The sequence below is a fragment of the Vibrio frigidus genome, assembly GCF_042465995.1.
Classification (GTDB): domain Bacteria; phylum Pseudomonadota; class Gammaproteobacteria; order Enterobacterales; family Vibrionaceae; genus Vibrio.
This window is the reverse complement of sequence record NZ_JBCDMC010000008.1, coordinates 56,276-73,979: the sequence shown is the minus strand read 5'-3', so window position 1 is coordinate 73,979 and position 17,704 is coordinate 56,276. Positions and strand designations below refer to the sequence as shown.

The window sequence follows — 17,704 nt, the reverse complement described above, 5'->3', positions numbered from 1 at the left end:
AACTACATTAGTATTATGATCTTCAACTTTTGGAGAGCAATGTTTTAAAAGATTGTTTATATCCAATGTTCAAAACATCAGTTATTACATAAATATATTAAGGACAACATAATGAAGAAACTAATATTACCTTTACTTATTACATCTTTTTTTACTAGCGTAAATGTATCTGCAAAAATGTTAACACTTGGACATGCAATGTCATTAGAAAGCGCTGCTCATCAAGGCATGGTGATCATGGCAGACAAAGTTAAAGAAAAATCGAATGGCGACCTGACTATTAAGATTTTTCCAAACGGTCAACTAGGTTCTGAACGAGATCAAGCTGAGCAAGTTGTTACCGGTGCAATTGATATGGCTAAAATCAATGGTGGATTAGCAGAATCTTTTGAACCAACTTTTAAAGTTAATGCACTACCTTTCTTATTCCGTGATGTTCCACACATGAGAAAATTCATGAGAAGTGAAGCAGCACAAGAGATGTTAGTCACAAGCGAAGGTAAAGGTTTCATTGGTCTTACTTTTTATGACTCAGGTACACGTAGTTTCTACGCTAAAAAAGCAATTAACTCACCTGCTGATCTAGCCGGCATGAAAGTTCGTGTTCCAGGTTCTCCAACCATGATGGAAATGGTTAATCTATTAGGCGGGAAGGCGACACCTGTACCATTCAATGAAGTTTACACTGCTTTACAACAAGGCGTAATTGACGGTGCTGAAAATAATATTTCTAGCCTAGTTGAAATGAAACATAGTGAAGTTGCTAAATTTTACTCAATGGATCAACATATGATGACACCTGATGTGATCATCATTTCTGAAAATAAATGGAATTCATTAACAGAAGCAGAGCAAAAAATCTTGAAAGAAGCAGCAGCAGAGTCTCTTGAAGAACAGATCAAAATCTGGGACGAAACAGATAACATGAACAAAGAGAAAGGAATCAAAGAAGGCGTAACATTTGTTGAAGTCGATAAAGCCCCTTTCCGTGCAGCGGTTAAACCTATGATTGATGAAGCTAAAAAAGATTCTAAACTGGCTTCATTCATTGAGAAAATTGAAGCACTTTAATTAGTATTAGTAAAAATATAGTTTTGCCTTGGCTCTGCTGGGGCAAAATTTTTTGAGGTATCACTTCATGTTAACAACTTTCAGAAACCTACTTGATAGGTTGATTCTCTTTGTTTCTTCTTTTGCATTAATGCTGCTTGTAGTTACTGTCACTTGGCAAGTTTTTAGTCGTTATGTGTTGAATGACCCAAGTAACTGGACGGATGAACTCGCTCGTTATGCGATGGTATGGCTTGGCTTATTAGGAGCAAGCTATTTATTCGGTATAAAAGGACATTTAGCAATAACGTTATTGGATGGTTATCTTAAGGGAAAAGCACATATAGCATTACATATACTCATCAATGTAATCTCAAGCGCATTTGTCTCTTTAGCAATGCTCAAAGGTGGTTTCGCTCTAATGGGAAGAACCACACAACAGCTATCACCTGCATTGCAATTACCGATGTCTACGGTTTATTCAATATTACCTATTTCAGCCGTTATTATTCTCATTTATTTGGCAATAAATACGATTGATCTTTTTTGTGAACCTAATAAAAAATAAGTTTAAAAAGGACTCTAAATTATGGACTTGTCCATTGGTGTTTGGTTGCTTGGCCTATTCTTATTCATGATAGCGATAAGCATGCCAATTGCAATTGCAATTGCAATGTCGTCTTTGACTATCATGTATTTTATTTTACCGTTTGAAGTCGCAAGTATTACAGCGGGTCAAAAAATTATTACCGGTATTGATAGTTTCAGTTTACTAGCTATCCCTTTCTTTATCCTCGCCGGGAATATAATGAATGTGGGTGGTATCGCTGGTCGACTTATTAACCTTGCAAAACTCTTGGTTGGCTGGATCCCTGGCTCACTTTTGCACGTTAATATCTTTGCCAATATGATGTTTGGCGCAGTTTCTGGATCAGCAGTTGCTGCCGCGGCGGCTGTGGGTAAAACTTTAGGCCCGGAATTAGAAAAAGATGGTTATGATAAAAACTTAGCAACAGCAGTAAATGTCGCATCCTGCCCAGCAGGCCTACTGATTCCGCCGAGTAATTCATTAATCGTATTTTCAGTTGTATCGGGTGGAACATCCGTTGCGGCATTGTTTATCGCAGGTTATGTTCCAGGTATTTTAATGGGTTTAAGCTGCATGGTCGTAGCCTATTTCATTGCTAAAAAGAAAGGCTACAAAACAAGTGCTAATGACGGCTTCACAGCTAAAGATGTATTGAACATTGTTTGGCAAGCAACGCCAAGTTTAGGGCTTATTTTTGTTGTTATTGGCGGCATTATTGGAGGTGTATTCACCGCAACAGAAGGTGCATGTATAGCGGTTCTTTACTCTTTTTTACTGTCACTCTGTTACCGAACACTCAAGTGGTCGCATTTCCCACTAATTTGTAGAGAAACAGTTCAGGTCACCGGTATTATGTTGTTCTTGATTGGTGCTTCAACCATCATGTCTTGGGCAATGGCTTTTACAGGTCTACCAACGATGATCAGTGATTGGATGCTATCTATCTCAGATAATCCTATTATCATCTTTATTCTGATGAATCTGATTTTACTGATTGTTGGTATGTTTATGGACCTTACGCCTGCCGTATTGATCTTTACTCCTATCTTTATGCCGATTGCTGAGCATCTAGGTATGCATCCAATTCACTTTGCGATGATGATTATATTCAACTTATGTATTGGTATTGCAACACCACCAGTTGGTACTGCATTATTTGTAGGTTGTAGTGTCAGTGGTTCCAAGATTGAAGATGTTATAAGAAGCATAATGCCATTTTGTGCCGTACTGATCGTCACATTGTTGGCTATCACTTTTATTCCAGAGATCAGCTTATTCTTACCGAGAATGTTTGGACTGATTAACTAAAACTTCAATCTCCTTTTTTTGGGGGAGAGGGGGTAGCATAGGCTACCCCTTATTTTCGAGTACATTTATCTTCATTATAATATCCCCTTTAGCAGTAAAATAAGGGACCATTTTTTATCTGCTCGGTATGCTATAGCAATTTTAATGCAGCTCCAAAATAAGCGTTTGTACAAACGTAATACCGTCAGCCTTTTGTACATAAGTGAGCTTTAGAATCCCTAGCTGAAGTTAATTAAAAAGGCTGAAACAGAAAACTGCCCAACCTTTACCAAATCATCAGTCGTCAACAAATTACTCTTACTCAGATATTTTCGATAACCAAGAGAAAAAAGCGGAGAGATCGCTGTTTTCATATACCTATCAACGTTGAATGCTTATTCAGTGGGACGATTCACTGCATAATGGTAGAGGATACAAGTATGTTTAACACCTCAACGTAGCCTTAAGCCGTAACGGTTTGATCAACAAGTCAAGTGCTTCATCAATCGAGCGGGTAATGATATTTGCCGACAGCAGTGCCTGAGTCGAAACGCCTTCATCGCCAATCACCGCTATGGATATATTGGCCGCTTTTAACATTGCCGCATCGTTCTGGCCATTACCGATAGCACAGACATACTCTGACTGTAACTGTGTGATAAAGTTTAACTTACCTTGTGTTTCATCGCCCTTTTCAAGGATATGTACGGTCACATCTAGGTGGTTTACCATCTCTAGCACAGAGCCAAAAGTGTCCGCAGTGACAACATAGATATCAAGTAAGGTTGAAAGCGCGGTTAAGCGTGATTTGATGCTGGCGAGCAGTTCTCCATCGCGCGCTAGGGTACCATTGAAATCAAGCACTAGGGATTTGATCTGACAGTCACCTTTGCCGGGAATACTTATGTTGATCATACAATTCTTCCATGTTCAAAACGGATAATGTGATCAGCCAGCTTTTTTGTTTGCTGTGCTGAGTGTGAAACCATCACTATGGTATACCGTGTAGCCAATTGAATAATGAGTGCCTCTATTTGAGCGGCCGTTTCGTTATCGAGTGAGGCAGTAGGTTCATCAAGCAGCAAAATTTCGGGTTCAAGCGCAAGTGTGCGGGCCAAACAAAGGCGCTGTTGTTGGCCGCCGGAAAGAGACTCAACCGGCGCTTTGAGGCGGTCTTTGACTTCATCCCAGAGTGCGGCTTGGTTGAAGGCGGTAAAGAGTTTTTGTTGTGCAACCTCTCCCTTCAAGCCACAGACAACGTTAAGTGGTAATAGCAAGTTCTCTTTAATCGTGCCGGGTAACAATTGTGGGTGCTGAAAGACCATGCCTACTTTCCGGCGCAACTCTGGTAGCCGCTGGGGTTTAAGAGCATGAATAGACTGCATTTTTCCGTCAAGTGATAGTTCTATTTTTCCTTGTGTTCGGCAGTCTTTGAAACAGTCATTAAGGCGGTTGAGTGCCCGAAGAAACGTCGTCTTACCTGAGCCTGATGGACCAGTGAGGACATGGATTTGATTTCTATATAAGTCCACATTCACGTCTGAGATAACAGGTTGGGAGCCAAAAGAAATGGTGAGGTTGGAAACCTTACCAACTAATTTTGGCGGTGGTTTTAACGTCATATTAGCTTCTCCATGACGGTGTTCGTTGCAAAAGTCCAGCCATAGAAAAAATTGCGGCAGTTAGGCACAGAAGGGTAAGCGCAGCACCAAAGGCCATTTGGAGCTCTGAATCATTTTGGTACTGGGCGCTGTAATAGAAAATGGTAAATGGTAATGCTTCATAACGATCAAATAACCCCCCAGGCAAGCCCGCGTTGGCAACAGCGCCCGTCAGCATGATCACCGCGGTGTCTTCGGCCGCTCTGCCCATGGCCAACATGATGCCTCCGGTAATTCCTTTAGCAGCTTGTGGCAACAGTACGACACGCAAAGTTTGCCAGCGTGTCATACCGAGCGAGAGAGCTGTTATCTCAAGCGAAGGGGGTAAGGCCTGCAGAGCTGTACGGGTTGCGACGGCTAAATAGGGAATGATTAACATTGCGAGGCTTAACGCCGATAACAGTAAGCACGTATTGGCGGATGGGAGTAACCAGTTGCGAAGAAATAAGATCAAGGTAAAGCCAAAAAGCCCCATCAGGATCGAAGGAACACCCGCGAGGATATCAATGCCAAGCGCAAGGATGGTTTTGAAGCGTGAAGTCGCACTAGTTGCCAGCCATATCCCTGTTGCCAACCCGGGTAAAAGGGCCAGTGATAAGGCGCAGGCAACAACAGTCATTGTCCCGGCGCAGGCGGGCCAGATCCCGTCCCATATAGGTTCGAGTCCAAGCAGCCCCTTGATGGGGTCGGTATCACCAAAAAATAATGAAAGACTAAGAGCGGGCGCGCCGCGGTTTATAATAAAACCAATGAAAAAGGTCAGGCATACCAGCAGCCCAGTAGTGCAGCTCAGGCACCAGAGGTGAAATAACCGAGCCTTCATTCTGCGTCACCTCTGCGCACATTTAATTGTGCGTGTTCCATTTTTCTGATCAGCAGTGTAACCGTGACACTCATTGCCAGTAACAGTAGGCCGGCAGCGAACAGCGAGTTATAAGCCGCACTGCCATTTTCCGTAGCGAGAACAAGTCCAATATGGGCAGTTAACGTACGAACTGAGTCAAATATGCTGTCAGTCAGCTGCGGGGCGTTTCCGGCCAACATTAACGGAAGAAGGGTATCACCAATCGCACGGCTAAAGCCCAATAACGCTGCAGTGGCCATCGCTTTGGTCGCGTTGGGCAGGACTAGGTACAACACTGTCTGCGTATCGGTAAAACCCATGGACGCAGAAGCCAGACGGATCTGATTTGCCAGTGGACGGCAGTGGGTGTCTAACATCATTACCATTACGGGTAAAATTAATAATACTATCATTACAGCGGCGGCGAGCAGGCAAAAACCGGAACCACTCCGAAAGGTTTCCCGTAATAGCGGAACAAGCAGAAAAACAGCGGCAAGACCATAAACCACTGTCGGGATCCCGGCCATCAGTCGGATCATTCGTCGGATCCATAACGCGATATTTTGATAGCGGCTGAACAGGCAAAAACCAGTGATGCCAACGGCAACAGGAAATGCCAGTGTTAGCGCCATCACACCGATCAGCCCAGAACCAGCGATCATAGACAAAATGCCATATTGCCCTTGTTCTGGTTGCCAGATCAGCGATAAAACAGGTGTTTCAGTGTTAAAGAAAACGGGCAAGGCAAACCAGAACAAAAAGCCAAACAACAATATCATAAGAACAAATACTGTGGTAACAAGTGCCAGCAATACCCGCTCTGTCGTGATAAGGGATGTCATGGATTATTGATTGCTCACGGGAATATAGCCAGATGCGCGGATATATTCAGCACCCTGTGGGCTGTAGATGAAATCAATAAACTCTTTCACCAACTCCTGAGGTTCACCTTTGGTATTCATGTAAAGCTTGCGCACAATGGGGTACTCACCGGAGGCACAGGCGTCGTTGGTGGGCTGAACATTGTCCAGAGCCGGCGCTTTAACCGTATTGTCTATATAGCCGACGCTACTGTAGCCAAGGGCACCAGGATCACGAGCGATGGCGGTTTTCATTGCGCCATTAGACGGCACTACATTGGCATGGTTGACAATGGGCGAATTGTGAAGCAATTTTTTCACGAAAACAGCACGGGTACCACTAGCCTCATCTCGGGTAAATATGTTGATAGTGCGATCATCTCCGCCAAGAGACTGCCAGTTGGTGATTTTACCCGCATATATATCGGCCACTTGCTGCTGAGTTAATGCTTGAATTGGGTTCGCCGGATTGATTATGGCCGCGACGCCGTCGATAGCGAAGGGGAACGAGACCAGTCCGTGTTTCGCTTCACTTGGCTTCAGCGGTCGGCCGGTGTTTCCGATCTCAACCAGTCCTTTGGCCACTTGCTGGGCACCTACACCGGAACCACCACCTGCGATTGTGATTCGGATCTCGCCATTGGCCTTCATAACGGCCTTGGCGGCTTGTTTCATGACTGGGATATGCGCTGTTCCCCCGGCGATATTGATCGTTCCGGAAAGTCCTTTGAACCTGTCGAGATCAGAAGCCTGAGTGATAGCAGGAATAAAGCATAGACCACAAACAAGCAGCCCCATAAAACCAGATTTGAGTCGCATAAAATCTCCTTTTTTGTTGAAACTAAAGCACAAGGGAAGCATCAATGATGTATCCATTGCAGATTTGAATGTAAAGACTACCCTTACCTGCGTGACAAAACAATATGTACCACAAATGAAACGTAGTATTACTAATTGATTTAAATCATAATTTTGGAGGATGAGAGGGTAATGACGATGGATTGCTACACTATTGCTAAAACTAATCCAAAAATACAGAGGAAGTTATCGTGATACTTTACCTTATGGGAATCTGTATGGTTAGACTTGAAGGTCTAACGTGCTTTTGCCCATTGTAAGTTAACAGACAATATCGTTAGCTCCGACGTCATAGCCTCTAGTCAAATAAAAACTAATCGAATCTCGCGTGATAGGCTGGTAAATCCGTTGAGACATGAGTTATGTTTGGTTTTCAACATTGGCAGAAAGGACACAATTTTAGAAGATTAGGTTAAAGTCGGTAATGCGACTGCACGTGCTATTTGGTTAAAACCGCGTGATAAAAGTGCTTACTTCTTTGATGATAGGAAATGGTATACCGGTTTCATCGGTAAAGATTACCATTGTTTCAGTGTCCTGTAGTTCTGTCCATTTCCTTCCAACTACAATCGTGGTGACCAAATAAAGAAGGAGGTCATCATGATGGTTTTCAACAAAACGAAACGAAGTGGCGTCAAAACGCCTTTTCGGCTTGAAGAGGTTTGGCGAATCAGAACCAGACTAGAGATTGAAAATAGTTTGATGCAGCTTGCGCTACTTAACTTAGCTATTGATAGCAAACTTAGAACGAGTGATTTGCTCCCGCTCAGGGTTTGCGATATATCTTCGCAAGATAGGATATTTAATCGTGTTAAGCATATCCAGAGAAAAACAGACATTGAAGTTCAATTTGAAGTAACGACAAGAACGCAACAAAGTTTAATGAAATGGATTTTGATTGCTTCGTTAAATGCCAGCGATTTTATTTTTCCAAACCAAAGACGGAAGCAGCAACCAATTAGCTATTCGTACTATCGATACCTTGTCAGAAAATGGGTGTCAAATCTTGGGTTAGTTCCTAACCTGTACGGCACTCATTCGATGAGACGAACCAAAGTGACATTAGTTTATGCAAAAACGAAAAATATACGAGCAGTGCAGCTTTTACTGGGACATACTAAGGTAGATAACACGATCCGCTACCTTGGTGTTGAATTAGAAGACGCATTGTTACTTTCAGAAGGCACTGATTGTTAGTAGAAAGGAACTCAATTTTTTAGGGGTTTCATTAGCCACAGTTCCATTAGCCACTTTTCTGACAAGCTATTGCCCCTTTGTGTGTTTCGACCGATTGAACACACTCTTCACCAAAGCATCATTTGACTTACTTTTTTCATGCTTAGAATTCTAACTATCTGACCAAACTTGCTAATCCACTACACTGTCAGTCGTAGGGAGTGGTTAAACAGCACTTTTGCCTTGAAAAAGATGGCCTCTAAAGGACTTGTTGCCATTAAATTGTCGTATTTTCGAGATTATTGCGACGAATTGGTAAAAAGTCTGCCGTTCCGATACAGTTTGTTCTACAATCTGCGACCGTATTTTTGGTTATGCTTTACGTGGTCGTAGCCGTTTAATTTTAGGAACACTACAATGTCATTTTTATCTCAGAATTTTTCTCCAGAAATTGTGAAAGCACTGTCCGAGTGCGGCTACGAAAAACTTACTCCTATTCAGCAGAAAGCGATCCCACTCGCTCGTAAAGGGTACGATATCTTAGCGAATGCTCAAACAGGGACAGGTAAAACTGCCGCTTTCGCTCTGCCAATTATTCAGCAGCTATTAGACAAGACCAAAGTTAATAACCATTTTCAAACACGAGCACTGGTTCTTGCACCAACTCGTGAATTGGCCGCACAGATTGCGCAAAGCATTGAAGATTATATCAAGTACACATCATTGAGTGTTGCTGCCATTTATGGTGGCGTGAAAATGTCATCTCAGGTTCAAAAGCTAAAGAACGGTGTCGACATTTTAGTGGCAACACCAGGTCGCTTAATCGAACATCTGGATGAGAAAAATGTTTCCCTACAGAACCTTGAGTTCTTGGTTTTCGATGAAGCCGACCGTATGTTAGACATGGGCTTTATTTCATCAATTGAAACCATTATGTCTGGTGTTTCAACGAAGCCACAGACTATGCTGTTCTCGGCGACGTTCTCTCCGCAAATGAACAAACTAGCGGCTGAAATGTTGAATCAACCGAAAAGAGTATCCGTTGCTCAAGAAAACGTGACGGCAGACACTATCGCGCATGTTGTCTACCCAGTAGACCAAGAAAGAAAGTATGAAATGTTATCTGAACTTATTGGTCGTAAGAACTGGAAACAAGTATTGGTCTTTGTGAACTACAAAGAAACGGCCAATATGTTATTGAAAGAACTCAAACTGGACGGCATTAAAGCGGTACTATGTCACGGTGATAAAGCACAAAGTGCCCGTCGTAGAGCGCTTGACGAGTTTAAAGAAGGCAAGGCGCGTGTGATGATTGCAACCGATGTGGCGGCTCGCGGTTTAGATATTAAAGACCTTCCGCACGTAGTGAATTTCGATATGCCATTTTTGGCAGAAGATTATGTTCACCGTATTGGCCGAACAGGTCGAGCTGGCCAAAAAGGGCACGCTGTGTCTTTTGTCAGCCGTGAAGAAGAACTGACGTTGCAACAAGTAGAGTCGTTGATTGGTCATACGATTCGACGTGTAGAGCAAGCAGGGTACGAGCCAAAAAACCGTGATGCACTATTGCAGAAAATGCACAGCAAACCGGCGTTCAAAGACCGCAAAACTCGTACGAACAACCCTTCTGATGCGAGCCAGGGTTCTGCTGAGAGATACGCTCGATTACGTAACATCGTGAGAAATAGAGCTGCAACCACTAATAAGTAAGCGAGTCAACGCACACTAAACGCCGATGATGCAAATCAATCGGCGTTTTTTTTCGTTTTGCCCAGTGAGATCTCTTTCTACTCTCGCTTTATTTCCAACCTTCGATTTCCATGCTTGTTCAATAACTCATAAGAGATCAAATCGCAGCTATCAAAAAGTGTTAACTCGACTTAGGCAGCAACGCCGATTACATACGTCCTAAAGTGACCTTCTAGTTTGTCACAACTTGGGTGTTAAGTTAATTCTGGTTGGTAACCGAGCTAAACATGATGTATCGATCACTAATTGTCGCAATCAAAGCGAAGTCTTGGAACTGGCTTTTGGTGCATAATTCGGACACGTTTATAACAAACGTTTAAGGTTTCAAGATACTTTTTCTAATCGGATTGGAACGGTTTAGGCCAGTGGCAGTAAATCGTTTGTGTCCAAAAATGAGTTTAAGTAATGGTAGCCAAATGTTCTTGGATAACCGAGAGAAAATAGGGGAAAGCTCGCCGCTTTGAATCATTGAATTTACGTCTATGGTTTTCTTTATAGATGCTATAAATTGTGCTGCATCATCATGCGTAAAATGTAACTAGGGAAATAACCAAAGGTCCCATCAGTCTACGGTATAATGTGACCTGCATTATCAGTGGAATTGAGTTAGGCGTTTAAGCAAAAACTAATTGTGATCGCCACGTGTTATTAACTAGTGTGTCCAGAAACGTGATTAAAATGATTAATCTCTATTTATGCTCAATCTATATTTCATAGAACGCAATCTCAGTTTATCGTCATGCAACATCTTGCAATATTTCCATCAAGTTAGACGTACATGAAAATATGCGTTCAATCTTATTATATACGTCTTGGTTGTGATTTTATTCAAATCATAGGGAACTACTTTGACTTATTTTTAAATAATTAGAGCAAAAAATCTATTTGATTTTATTAAAATAATAATTAATTTCCCAAAACGGTAATTGACCCTAGTGAGCTGTAAATATTTTATATTTAGCAAGGAGTTAAACCATGAAAATAGAAGGATCTAACACAAAACAACGATTAAATAATATGATGCTACTTCTGATGAGTATCTCTGTAGTAGCGGGTTCAGGATATAGTATTGGTAAAGAGGCAACTCCAAACCTGTATTTAGATGTACCTGCGCCGATTTTATCACAGTGGAATGCGGACAACATACTGACAGTTGATGAAACTGTGGATGGTTTTAGTGGGGCCACGCCGAAAACCTTTATTTATAACTCGACAGAAGCCGCTGCGCTTGCTTCAACAGAAGAGGGTGTTTGGGAGGCAGACAGTGTCGCCTATATTACTTGGGATCTTGATAACGGCAGTGGTTTGGCACCAGGAATTCAAGTTTTAAATGATAACTTAGATTATTCAATGCACAATTGTATTATGGCCTCTGGCCAGATGGAGCATCCATCGTTTCCAGATACCGTTGTCTCAAAATCCTGCAACGATGCACAAGGAAGTTCAAAGCGGTATTTTTTACAATTGACGCAAACCGATACACCTATTGATCTAGTTTTTGATCTTGGTGTCAAAGATATTAGATATAAAGGACTAATCGACTCCGATATAGAAGATAAAGGCAGCGCCAGTAGTGATTCTACCAATAAAGATAATACGATTGAGCAGTTTAGAGAGGAATATGGTGTTGGCCGAATTTACCGTGTTATTCAAAAAATCAGAAATGACACTGATAAGCGAATAGCAAGCTATAAATTTGAGTTAGGTACTGGAGTCGGGGAGCAATTTCGACAACTGAATTTTATAGAGCACGGTGTGGGATTTGAAATGCGAACCGTTGTGCCTCGCGAATTTTTTGATGGTCGTACCGGTTCTGCACCGGATATTGAAGTTTGGAAACCTAAAAGTTTTGCGAAATTCGCACCAAAATTGTTCGATGATGGCGTACGCCCTAGGTTCGACCCTGGATTTTTGGATCATGCAGCTGCTGGATTTATGTATCCAGATTACTCAGCGGATTTGGATTGGAAATCACAATACATTGACAGCGGTTTATCAATAGATAACGGCATTATCGGCTCTATAACCAAGAACTTTTTCAATATTAACGAAACCCATGACGCCGATCTACCTGGCAACATGCTTGGTTATATGCTTCCGAACAACCAAGTTCCTAGTGTGATTGCGTACTGGCTTGAAAATGATATCGATGCGGAATCTGATGGTGTTGTGGCGATCTGGGATGGATACAATTGGCGTTCAGGTCGTACAGGTTTAGATGGAGACCCAGACACTATAGAAGATAACTTTGGTATCGTTCGTGATGAAGTGCTTTCAGAATGGGCAGAGAAACCGCTTGGGTTAAATATTCCATACGAAGATCCTGATGAGTTGATACGCTATGCAATGATTCTAAGTGATGACCTTGCGGGTATCAACACTGATATATTCATTAACATTGATGAAAAATTACTTGATGAGGAAAATCAGCCAGTATTTGACTCATTGACACTTCGATTAACGGCCAGATCAATTGATGATGTGCTTCCAGGTGTTTCAGGTAGTGAAGATCCAGATTGGATTCAGGCAGGGCGTGAAGCACCTGATTTGTCTAACTACAAAATTCCAGAAGATGTACTCGAAGCATTTAATGACTATACGACTACTGATGAAAAAACCCCTGTTATAATCGATATTCTTGAAAATGACGTGTTGAACGGAGTACCTGTAGTATCAAGTGAAACTGCGATTATTGTGGTGGAAGAACCCATCAATGGCGATGCAGTCATCAATACCGATTTCACCCTGACTTATACTCCAGCGGACTATTTCAAGGGTAATGAAGTATTCAAATACGAGATCACGACGGGAGAATATGTCTCTAATGTCGCATCTGTGAGAATAGTGGTAAACCCAGAAGTTGTGCTAGGTGCACCCACTGTTCAAAATGACAATGAGATAACTACCCAAGGTGTACCTGTTCAAATTGATGTACTTGCTAACGATGAATATGGCCTTGAAGAATCTAACACAGTGAGTATTACCATTAACAATGAACCAACTCATGGTGATGCAATTGTGAATGAAGATATGAATATAGAGTTTACTCCGGAGGCTGACTTCAGCGGAATTGTTCAATTTACTTATATTGTGACTGAAGATGATAAGCAATCGAATACTGCCGTGGTAACGGTACGCGTAGATGAACTTTTAACTGAGGAATCAGACCTAGTTGATGACGAACTGTCTATTTCCTCTTCTGGTGGAGGTTGTACTGTTGGGGATCCTAATGCGCCAGTTGATCCCACACTCCCACTTCTAATGTTTATGTCGGTGATAGGATTATTCCTGCGTCGAAACAGAATAATTAATGAAAGTTAGATGACGAGCAAGAGCCACTAGGCTCTTGCTATTTTGATACTGACTTCAACACTTAACGCAAAAACACTGATTATGATTACATACCAAAACGGACTAAGAACAATACAGGCTTTCGAGGATAAAAAACTGATCGTAACAGTTTTGCTCAGTATTGTTATTGGAGGCGTATTTTGGCACTTACTTCCTTGTAATCTCAGTTCTACTTGGGATATTTCGACCACTGTTATAATAAATATGTTGTTTATTTACCCAGTTATTGAAGAGTGGGTATTTAGAGGGACAATTCAAGAAGGGTTATTAAAAAATAAATCGTTACGGAAGGCTTATTATGGTGTGAGCAATGCAAACCTAATTGCTTCATGCCTATTTATGGGTTTTCACATGATACATCAACCACTACTGTTTGCCGTTCTGGTATTTATACCTTCAGTCGTTTTTGGTTTTTTCAAAGAGCGTTACTCTGCTCTGCTTGTACCGATTGGATTACATATTCTATTTAACGGTATTTTTTTACTGGCGTTATCAAATAAACTTTGCTGAAGAAAATCAGGGATTTGGAACACGTTTATGGTGATCTAGTTGAATCGCTTTTTCTCAGACAATTTAGATGATTTTACTACGCTTTCTACGAGTCATTAGTGTTTAGTCGTATCGAGGCTTCTGATTCCCATTTTCTACATCTACAGTTTTAATCATTGTCGCCATTAACTGCGCCACATACATAGCGCCTAATGTATATAAAGGGAAATAACCGAAGGCCCCAATGCACTAATGTATAATGTAACCTGCATACTTAGGGAATGAGTAGATCTCAGGTGTAACTCTTTTTCCCCAAAGTTGCTTAGGCCTTTTACTCATTCGCATCCTGTTCATGAGCATTTTCCCTACTAATACTTATCTGAAACTAGCAGTTATCAAAGTTACATGCCACAGAGCGATCTAACTCGTTTTGATAGTTGCTATCTTATTGATTTATCGTTGAAGATTAAAAAGAAAGAAGGCATTATTTGCACATAAAATACGGACAATCCCCGTTGAGAAAGCGTTATGAGTATCCCCCCATAATTGCAGGCAAGGAGCCGAATTTGTTCAAGCTTTACTACTATCCAAACAACGCGAGCTTGGCTCCACACTTTCTATTGCAGCATGTGAAAGCTGACTTTGAATTGTTGTTGGTAGACAAGAAGGCTCAATCCCACAAAAAGAAAAACTATCTAAGATTAAACCCTGCGGGTCGTATTCCAACACTGATTGTCGATGGGCAGGCTGTTTTTGAAAGTATTGCGATCTGTATTCATCTTTGCGAATTACACCCTGATTCAGGATTAATGCCAGCATTGGGTGATGTCAAGCGTCCTTTATTCTTTCAATGGTTAGCATTTCTTAACAATACGCTCCAGTCAGAATTAATGATTCGTTATTACCCAAAGCGTCACACAACTAGTGAATTAGGGGTATCGGATATAGTCTCGGCTCAAAACTCTCGTATTATGGAAGTGTTATCCATTCTTGATGAGCAACTCAAGCAACATGAATATTTAATTGGAAAAGAATTAACTGCATGCGATTACTTTCTGTTCATGTTGGCAGGGTGGCTACCAGAAGAGGCGAACGTAACCAGTTATCAGCACTTATCGGATTATCTGAAACGTCTTTGTCGCAATCCAGTAATAAGAGCAGTATGTGATTTTGAGGGGATTGATCTCACACCCTTTGAGTCATACTCATAACAAGAGATTATGGCGTCAATAGCTATTTTTTGGCGCTATCTTTGTTCCACATTATTCCGTCTCTTAACATTGATCGGCACCAGTTAAACTGGACAGTTCACAAAGAAATTTTCTGATACTAAAAGTTATCCGCAATTTTCTAATTTAAGTGGTTACTCTAAGAAGCTTCTGTCCAGAAACGTTACAGTTGGCATTTTATAAATTGAAAATGCCCCATTATTTTTTAGTTAAGTCTATCAATAAGAGAAACTCAACGAGATAACAGCGTAAGCTCTGGAACCTGTTAGGTTATTGAACAGCTACCGGAAAAGTCCAGAAACGCCTTTTCCAGCGGTGTTCAGTGGGGTAATCACTGGTCCAGAGTCGTTTAGCTTACTCCAATTTCTGTGGCGTTTTGAAGGCAGATAAATAGTGTTGGTGTTTATTCTGGTTTACTGTCGTACTCAATGATAAACGCATATCGGCTCGGACCTCTTTGGCCGTAGGTACCGGCATCATCAGAATAGTCGCCCCAAGTGGGTACAGGTTGGTTCAACTCACCGAAACCGAGGATTCGCTGGCTTCTCTCTTTGCCGGAATCATTTGGCTGGGTATTATTGCGAGGATCTTTATCAATGACACCATCGTCAAGGTTTTGAGCCCAGTTGGTATAGTGCCACGCTTCACCACTAAGCCAATGCCAGTCTGCATCTGGGACATTAGCATCTTCAGGTTGATAGCCACCCAGCATAGGCCCAATCATGATCTCATAGTGGTTAGCCCTGCCTGAACCTTCAACATACTTAGGGAACTGGAAGAAGTATTTAGGATTGTCGATTAGGTTGAATAAGAACTCATTTTCTGCTTCAGACGTAATGGAGGCTAGATAGCCACCAGCTTCTTCTGCTAATTTGGCTGCCTGAAACCAGTTCAGGTTTCCGTTAGGAAGATAAATAACGTGGTAGTAATGCTTATCCCCATTTGTATTGGTTAAGGTTTGGAGTGGTTCTTTGTCATAAAGAACGTCACTTGGTAGGGTTTCCCAGGTAAAGAAGTCATAGTGAGCGGAAACCTTGAAGTCCACCGAGTTTATCCTAACAGTTTGAATTTCTTTTTGTTGGCTTGTTGTACCCTTGGATGCGGCTTGTACAGCACCTGCGGAAAACAGAGCGACTAGCCCTATAGTGGTTAAACAGTTTTTCGCGTTAATCATGGTTCACTCGTCTTTTCTACGTCGTAAATTTGAGTTCAATTCTAAGGTGGGAAGGTGTGTTATAAGTTTAATTTTGGTTTAGATGTTGTCGCTTTACATAAATTTACGCACATCGAATTAATCAAATTTACTGATGAAAATTGGACGTTGTAGGTCGCAGAGGGAGAGTTGGTGACTGGTTGCGGTTTGGGATAATCAGTATTTTCGATAAATGAATTCCGCCCGAATAGCCTGAACTGATTTTGTCCATTTCGTCGGTTTCTCGCGGGCTTAGCTCAGGGCTCGGACTATATTGCCTAAAAGTAATAATAAAAATAATACCCTCTAAACCAACTCTAAACTAATTCCTGATTTTAATTACTATACTTCGCCGAATCATAATACAGTGAATCAGGAGTCTCCTATGAAGAAAGATACTTTTAACTTTTCTATTACCATCTTAAGCACGCTAGTGATATCAGCCTGTGCTAACCTACCTCCGCAACAATCAATGAACACGGCTACACAAAATATAGAGATTAACGGTGTAACGTTTAAGGTTTCGGAGAATTATCAATTCTTTGATTGGGATAATGCTCCAGACGAATTTAATTATGAAAAATTGCCAATTAAAAGCTTTACTAACCTAGAAGGTACGACACATTACTATCAGGTAGTACACCTCCCAGATGGCAACTTAAATTGGTTCCAAGCGGCCTATCTGGCTGATTCAGCGGATGGATATTTAGCGTCAATCACTTCGGAAGCAGAGAACGCGTTTATCTTTGAACAAATAAATGATGATAAGTATTTTTGGCGCTTTCCTGCTTATGTAGAAGGAAAGAGTAAGCACAACCATTATGAAATCACAATTGGTCCCTTTCTTGGTGGCTACCAGCCTGAAGGCTCAGTAGAACCAGCAGGTGGTTGGAAGTGGTTAAGTGGAGAAGCGTTTAATTATACCAACTGGGCTGTAAATCTAGATGATGGGGTGATAGACAAAGATCCTCGGCCAAGTGATCAGCCTAACGACTCAGGCAATGGTCAACGAGTGATGGGTTTTGGTGAAATGAATCTACCTGTGCCAACTTGGGGCGACTATATGGATGATGTAGGAACATATGGCCGTGACCGTTTACCGGGTCGTGCTTATGCATTTGTCATTGAATACAACGCGATGCCAAAATAGTGTCTTTTCTTTAATTTATTTACACGAATTGCGCGTATTGGTTCAATAGTAAAACTAAACCGAACCAATACCGCCGAGATGACCAGCGTTTTAAAAGCGTGTAATGGAAAGCGAAAAGTATAGCTTACTAAGTGAGTTATTCTCATAACCAACTTAATGAAGAATATGGATGATGATAAGCTCACCCTAGTCGCTTGGTTCACAAAACATAGTTAGGTA

General features: G+C 41.5%; 15 protein-coding genes and 2 pseudogenes. 9 read left to right on the top strand and 8 right to left on the bottom strand.

The window, feature by feature from the left end:
- Positions 1–111: 111 nt before the first annotated feature.
- From AACW90_RS14795 to AACW90_RS14785, 3 genes are all read left to right on the top strand, one after another.
- Positions 112–1,071 carry a TRAP transporter substrate-binding protein gene (locus tag AACW90_RS14795; protein WP_390235810.1) on the top strand — a complete coding sequence of 320 codons (960 nt, stop codon included), beginning with the start codon at positions 112–114 and terminating at the stop codon, positions 1,069–1,071.
- A gap of 67 nt (positions 1,072–1,138) precedes the next feature.
- Positions 1,139–1,618, top strand: coding sequence for a TRAP transporter small permease (locus AACW90_RS14790; protein ID WP_390235807.1), 480 nt, complete (start codon positions 1,139–1,141; stop codon positions 1,616–1,618).
- Positions 1,619–1,639: 21 nt separating this feature from the next.
- Entirely contained in the window at positions 1,640–2,947 is a 1,308-nt protein-coding gene (locus AACW90_RS14785) for a TRAP transporter large permease (RefSeq protein ID WP_390235804.1), read from the top strand.
- 423 nt (positions 2,948–3,370) lie between these two features.
- Here the strand turns inward: AACW90_RS14785 and AACW90_RS14780 are convergent, their stop codons facing one another.
- The 5 genes from AACW90_RS14780 to AACW90_RS14760 are packed head-to-tail and all read right to left on the bottom strand — an operon-like array spanning position 3,371 to position 7,110.
- Positions 3,371–3,841 (bottom strand): HAD family hydrolase, encoded by a 471-nt coding sequence (locus AACW90_RS14780; protein ID WP_390235801.1) that lies wholly within the window; start codon positions 3,839–3,841, stop codon positions 3,371–3,373.
- Positions 3,838–4,548, bottom strand: a complete 711-nt coding sequence (locus AACW90_RS14775; RefSeq protein ID WP_390235799.1) for a phosphate ABC transporter ATP-binding protein — start codon at positions 4,546–4,548, stop codon at positions 3,838–3,840. Before AACW90_RS14775 ends, AACW90_RS14780 begins: the two co-directional genes overlap by 4 nt.
- Position 4,549: 1 nt before the next feature.
- Entirely contained in the window at positions 4,550–5,410 is an 861-nt protein-coding gene (locus tag AACW90_RS14770) for a PstA family ABC transporter permease (RefSeq protein ID WP_390235796.1), read from the bottom strand.
- On the bottom strand, positions 5,407–6,273 hold the full coding sequence (locus AACW90_RS14765; protein WP_390235793.1) for a PstC family ABC transporter permease: 867 nt from the start codon (positions 6,271–6,273) through the stop codon (positions 5,407–5,409). The genes AACW90_RS14770 and AACW90_RS14765 overlap by 4 nt, the downstream gene beginning before the upstream one ends.
- A gap of 3 nt (positions 6,274–6,276) precedes the next feature.
- Positions 6,277–7,110 carry a phosphate ABC transporter substrate-binding protein gene (locus AACW90_RS14760; protein ID WP_390235790.1) on the bottom strand — a complete coding sequence of 278 codons (834 nt, stop codon included), beginning with the start codon at positions 7,108–7,110 and terminating at the stop codon, positions 6,277–6,279.
- Positions 7,111–7,749: 639 nt separating this feature from the next.
- On the opposite strand from AACW90_RS14760, the gene AACW90_RS14755 reads away from it, so the two are divergent.
- Complete coding sequence (locus AACW90_RS14755) at positions 7,750–8,346, top strand: tyrosine-type recombinase/integrase (RefSeq protein WP_390235787.1); 597 nt, start codon at positions 7,750–7,752, stop codon at positions 8,344–8,346.
- A 396-nt stretch (positions 8,347–8,742) separates the two neighbouring features.
- Positions 8,743–10,035 carry a DEAD/DEAH box helicase gene (locus tag AACW90_RS14750; protein WP_390235785.1) on the top strand — a complete coding sequence of 431 codons (1,293 nt, stop codon included), beginning with the start codon at positions 8,743–8,745 and terminating at the stop codon, positions 10,033–10,035.
- Positions 10,036–10,486: 451 nt separating this feature from the next.
- Here the strand turns inward: AACW90_RS14750 and AACW90_RS14745 are convergent.
- Positions 10,487–10,641, bottom strand: a pseudogene (locus AACW90_RS14745) (carboxypeptidase M32); the annotation flags it as partial.
- Between the two features lie 408 nt (positions 10,642–11,049).
- Between AACW90_RS14745 and AACW90_RS14740 the strand changes: the two are divergent.
- Positions 11,050–13,395 (top strand): choice-of-anchor F family protein, encoded by a 2,346-nt coding sequence (locus AACW90_RS14740; RefSeq protein ID WP_390235783.1) that lies wholly within the window; start codon positions 11,050–11,052, stop codon positions 13,393–13,395.
- 72 nt (positions 13,396–13,467) lie between these two features.
- Entirely contained in the window at positions 13,468–13,935 is a 468-nt protein-coding gene (gene mrtJ, locus AACW90_RS14735; protein WP_390235782.1) for a JDVT-CTERM system glutamic-type intramembrane protease MrtJ, read from the top strand.
- Between the two features lie 114 nt (positions 13,936–14,049).
- Here the strand turns inward: mrtJ and AACW90_RS14730 are convergent.
- Positions 14,050–14,157: pseudogene (locus tag AACW90_RS14730) on the bottom strand (carboxypeptidase); the annotation flags it as partial.
- Positions 14,158–14,480: 323 nt separating this feature from the next.
- Here AACW90_RS14730 and AACW90_RS14725 point away from each other — a divergent pair.
- A complete protein-coding gene (locus AACW90_RS14725; protein WP_390235779.1) occupies positions 14,481–15,125 on the top strand; it encodes a glutathione S-transferase family protein in 645 nt (214 codons plus the stop codon).
- 421 nt (positions 15,126–15,546) lie between these two features.
- Here the strand turns inward: AACW90_RS14725 and AACW90_RS14720 are convergent, their stop codons facing one another.
- On the bottom strand, positions 15,547–16,317 hold the full coding sequence (locus AACW90_RS14720; protein WP_390235776.1) for a C-type lectin-like domain-containing protein: 771 nt from the start codon (positions 16,315–16,317) through the stop codon (positions 15,547–15,549).
- Between the two features lie 403 nt (positions 16,318–16,720).
- On the opposite strand from AACW90_RS14720, the gene AACW90_RS14715 reads away from it, so the two are divergent.
- Positions 16,721–17,485 (top strand): C-type lectin-like domain-containing protein, encoded by a 765-nt coding sequence (locus AACW90_RS14715; protein WP_390235774.1) that lies wholly within the window; start codon positions 16,721–16,723, stop codon positions 17,483–17,485.
- The last annotated feature ends 219 nt before the right edge of the window (positions 17,486–17,704 follow it).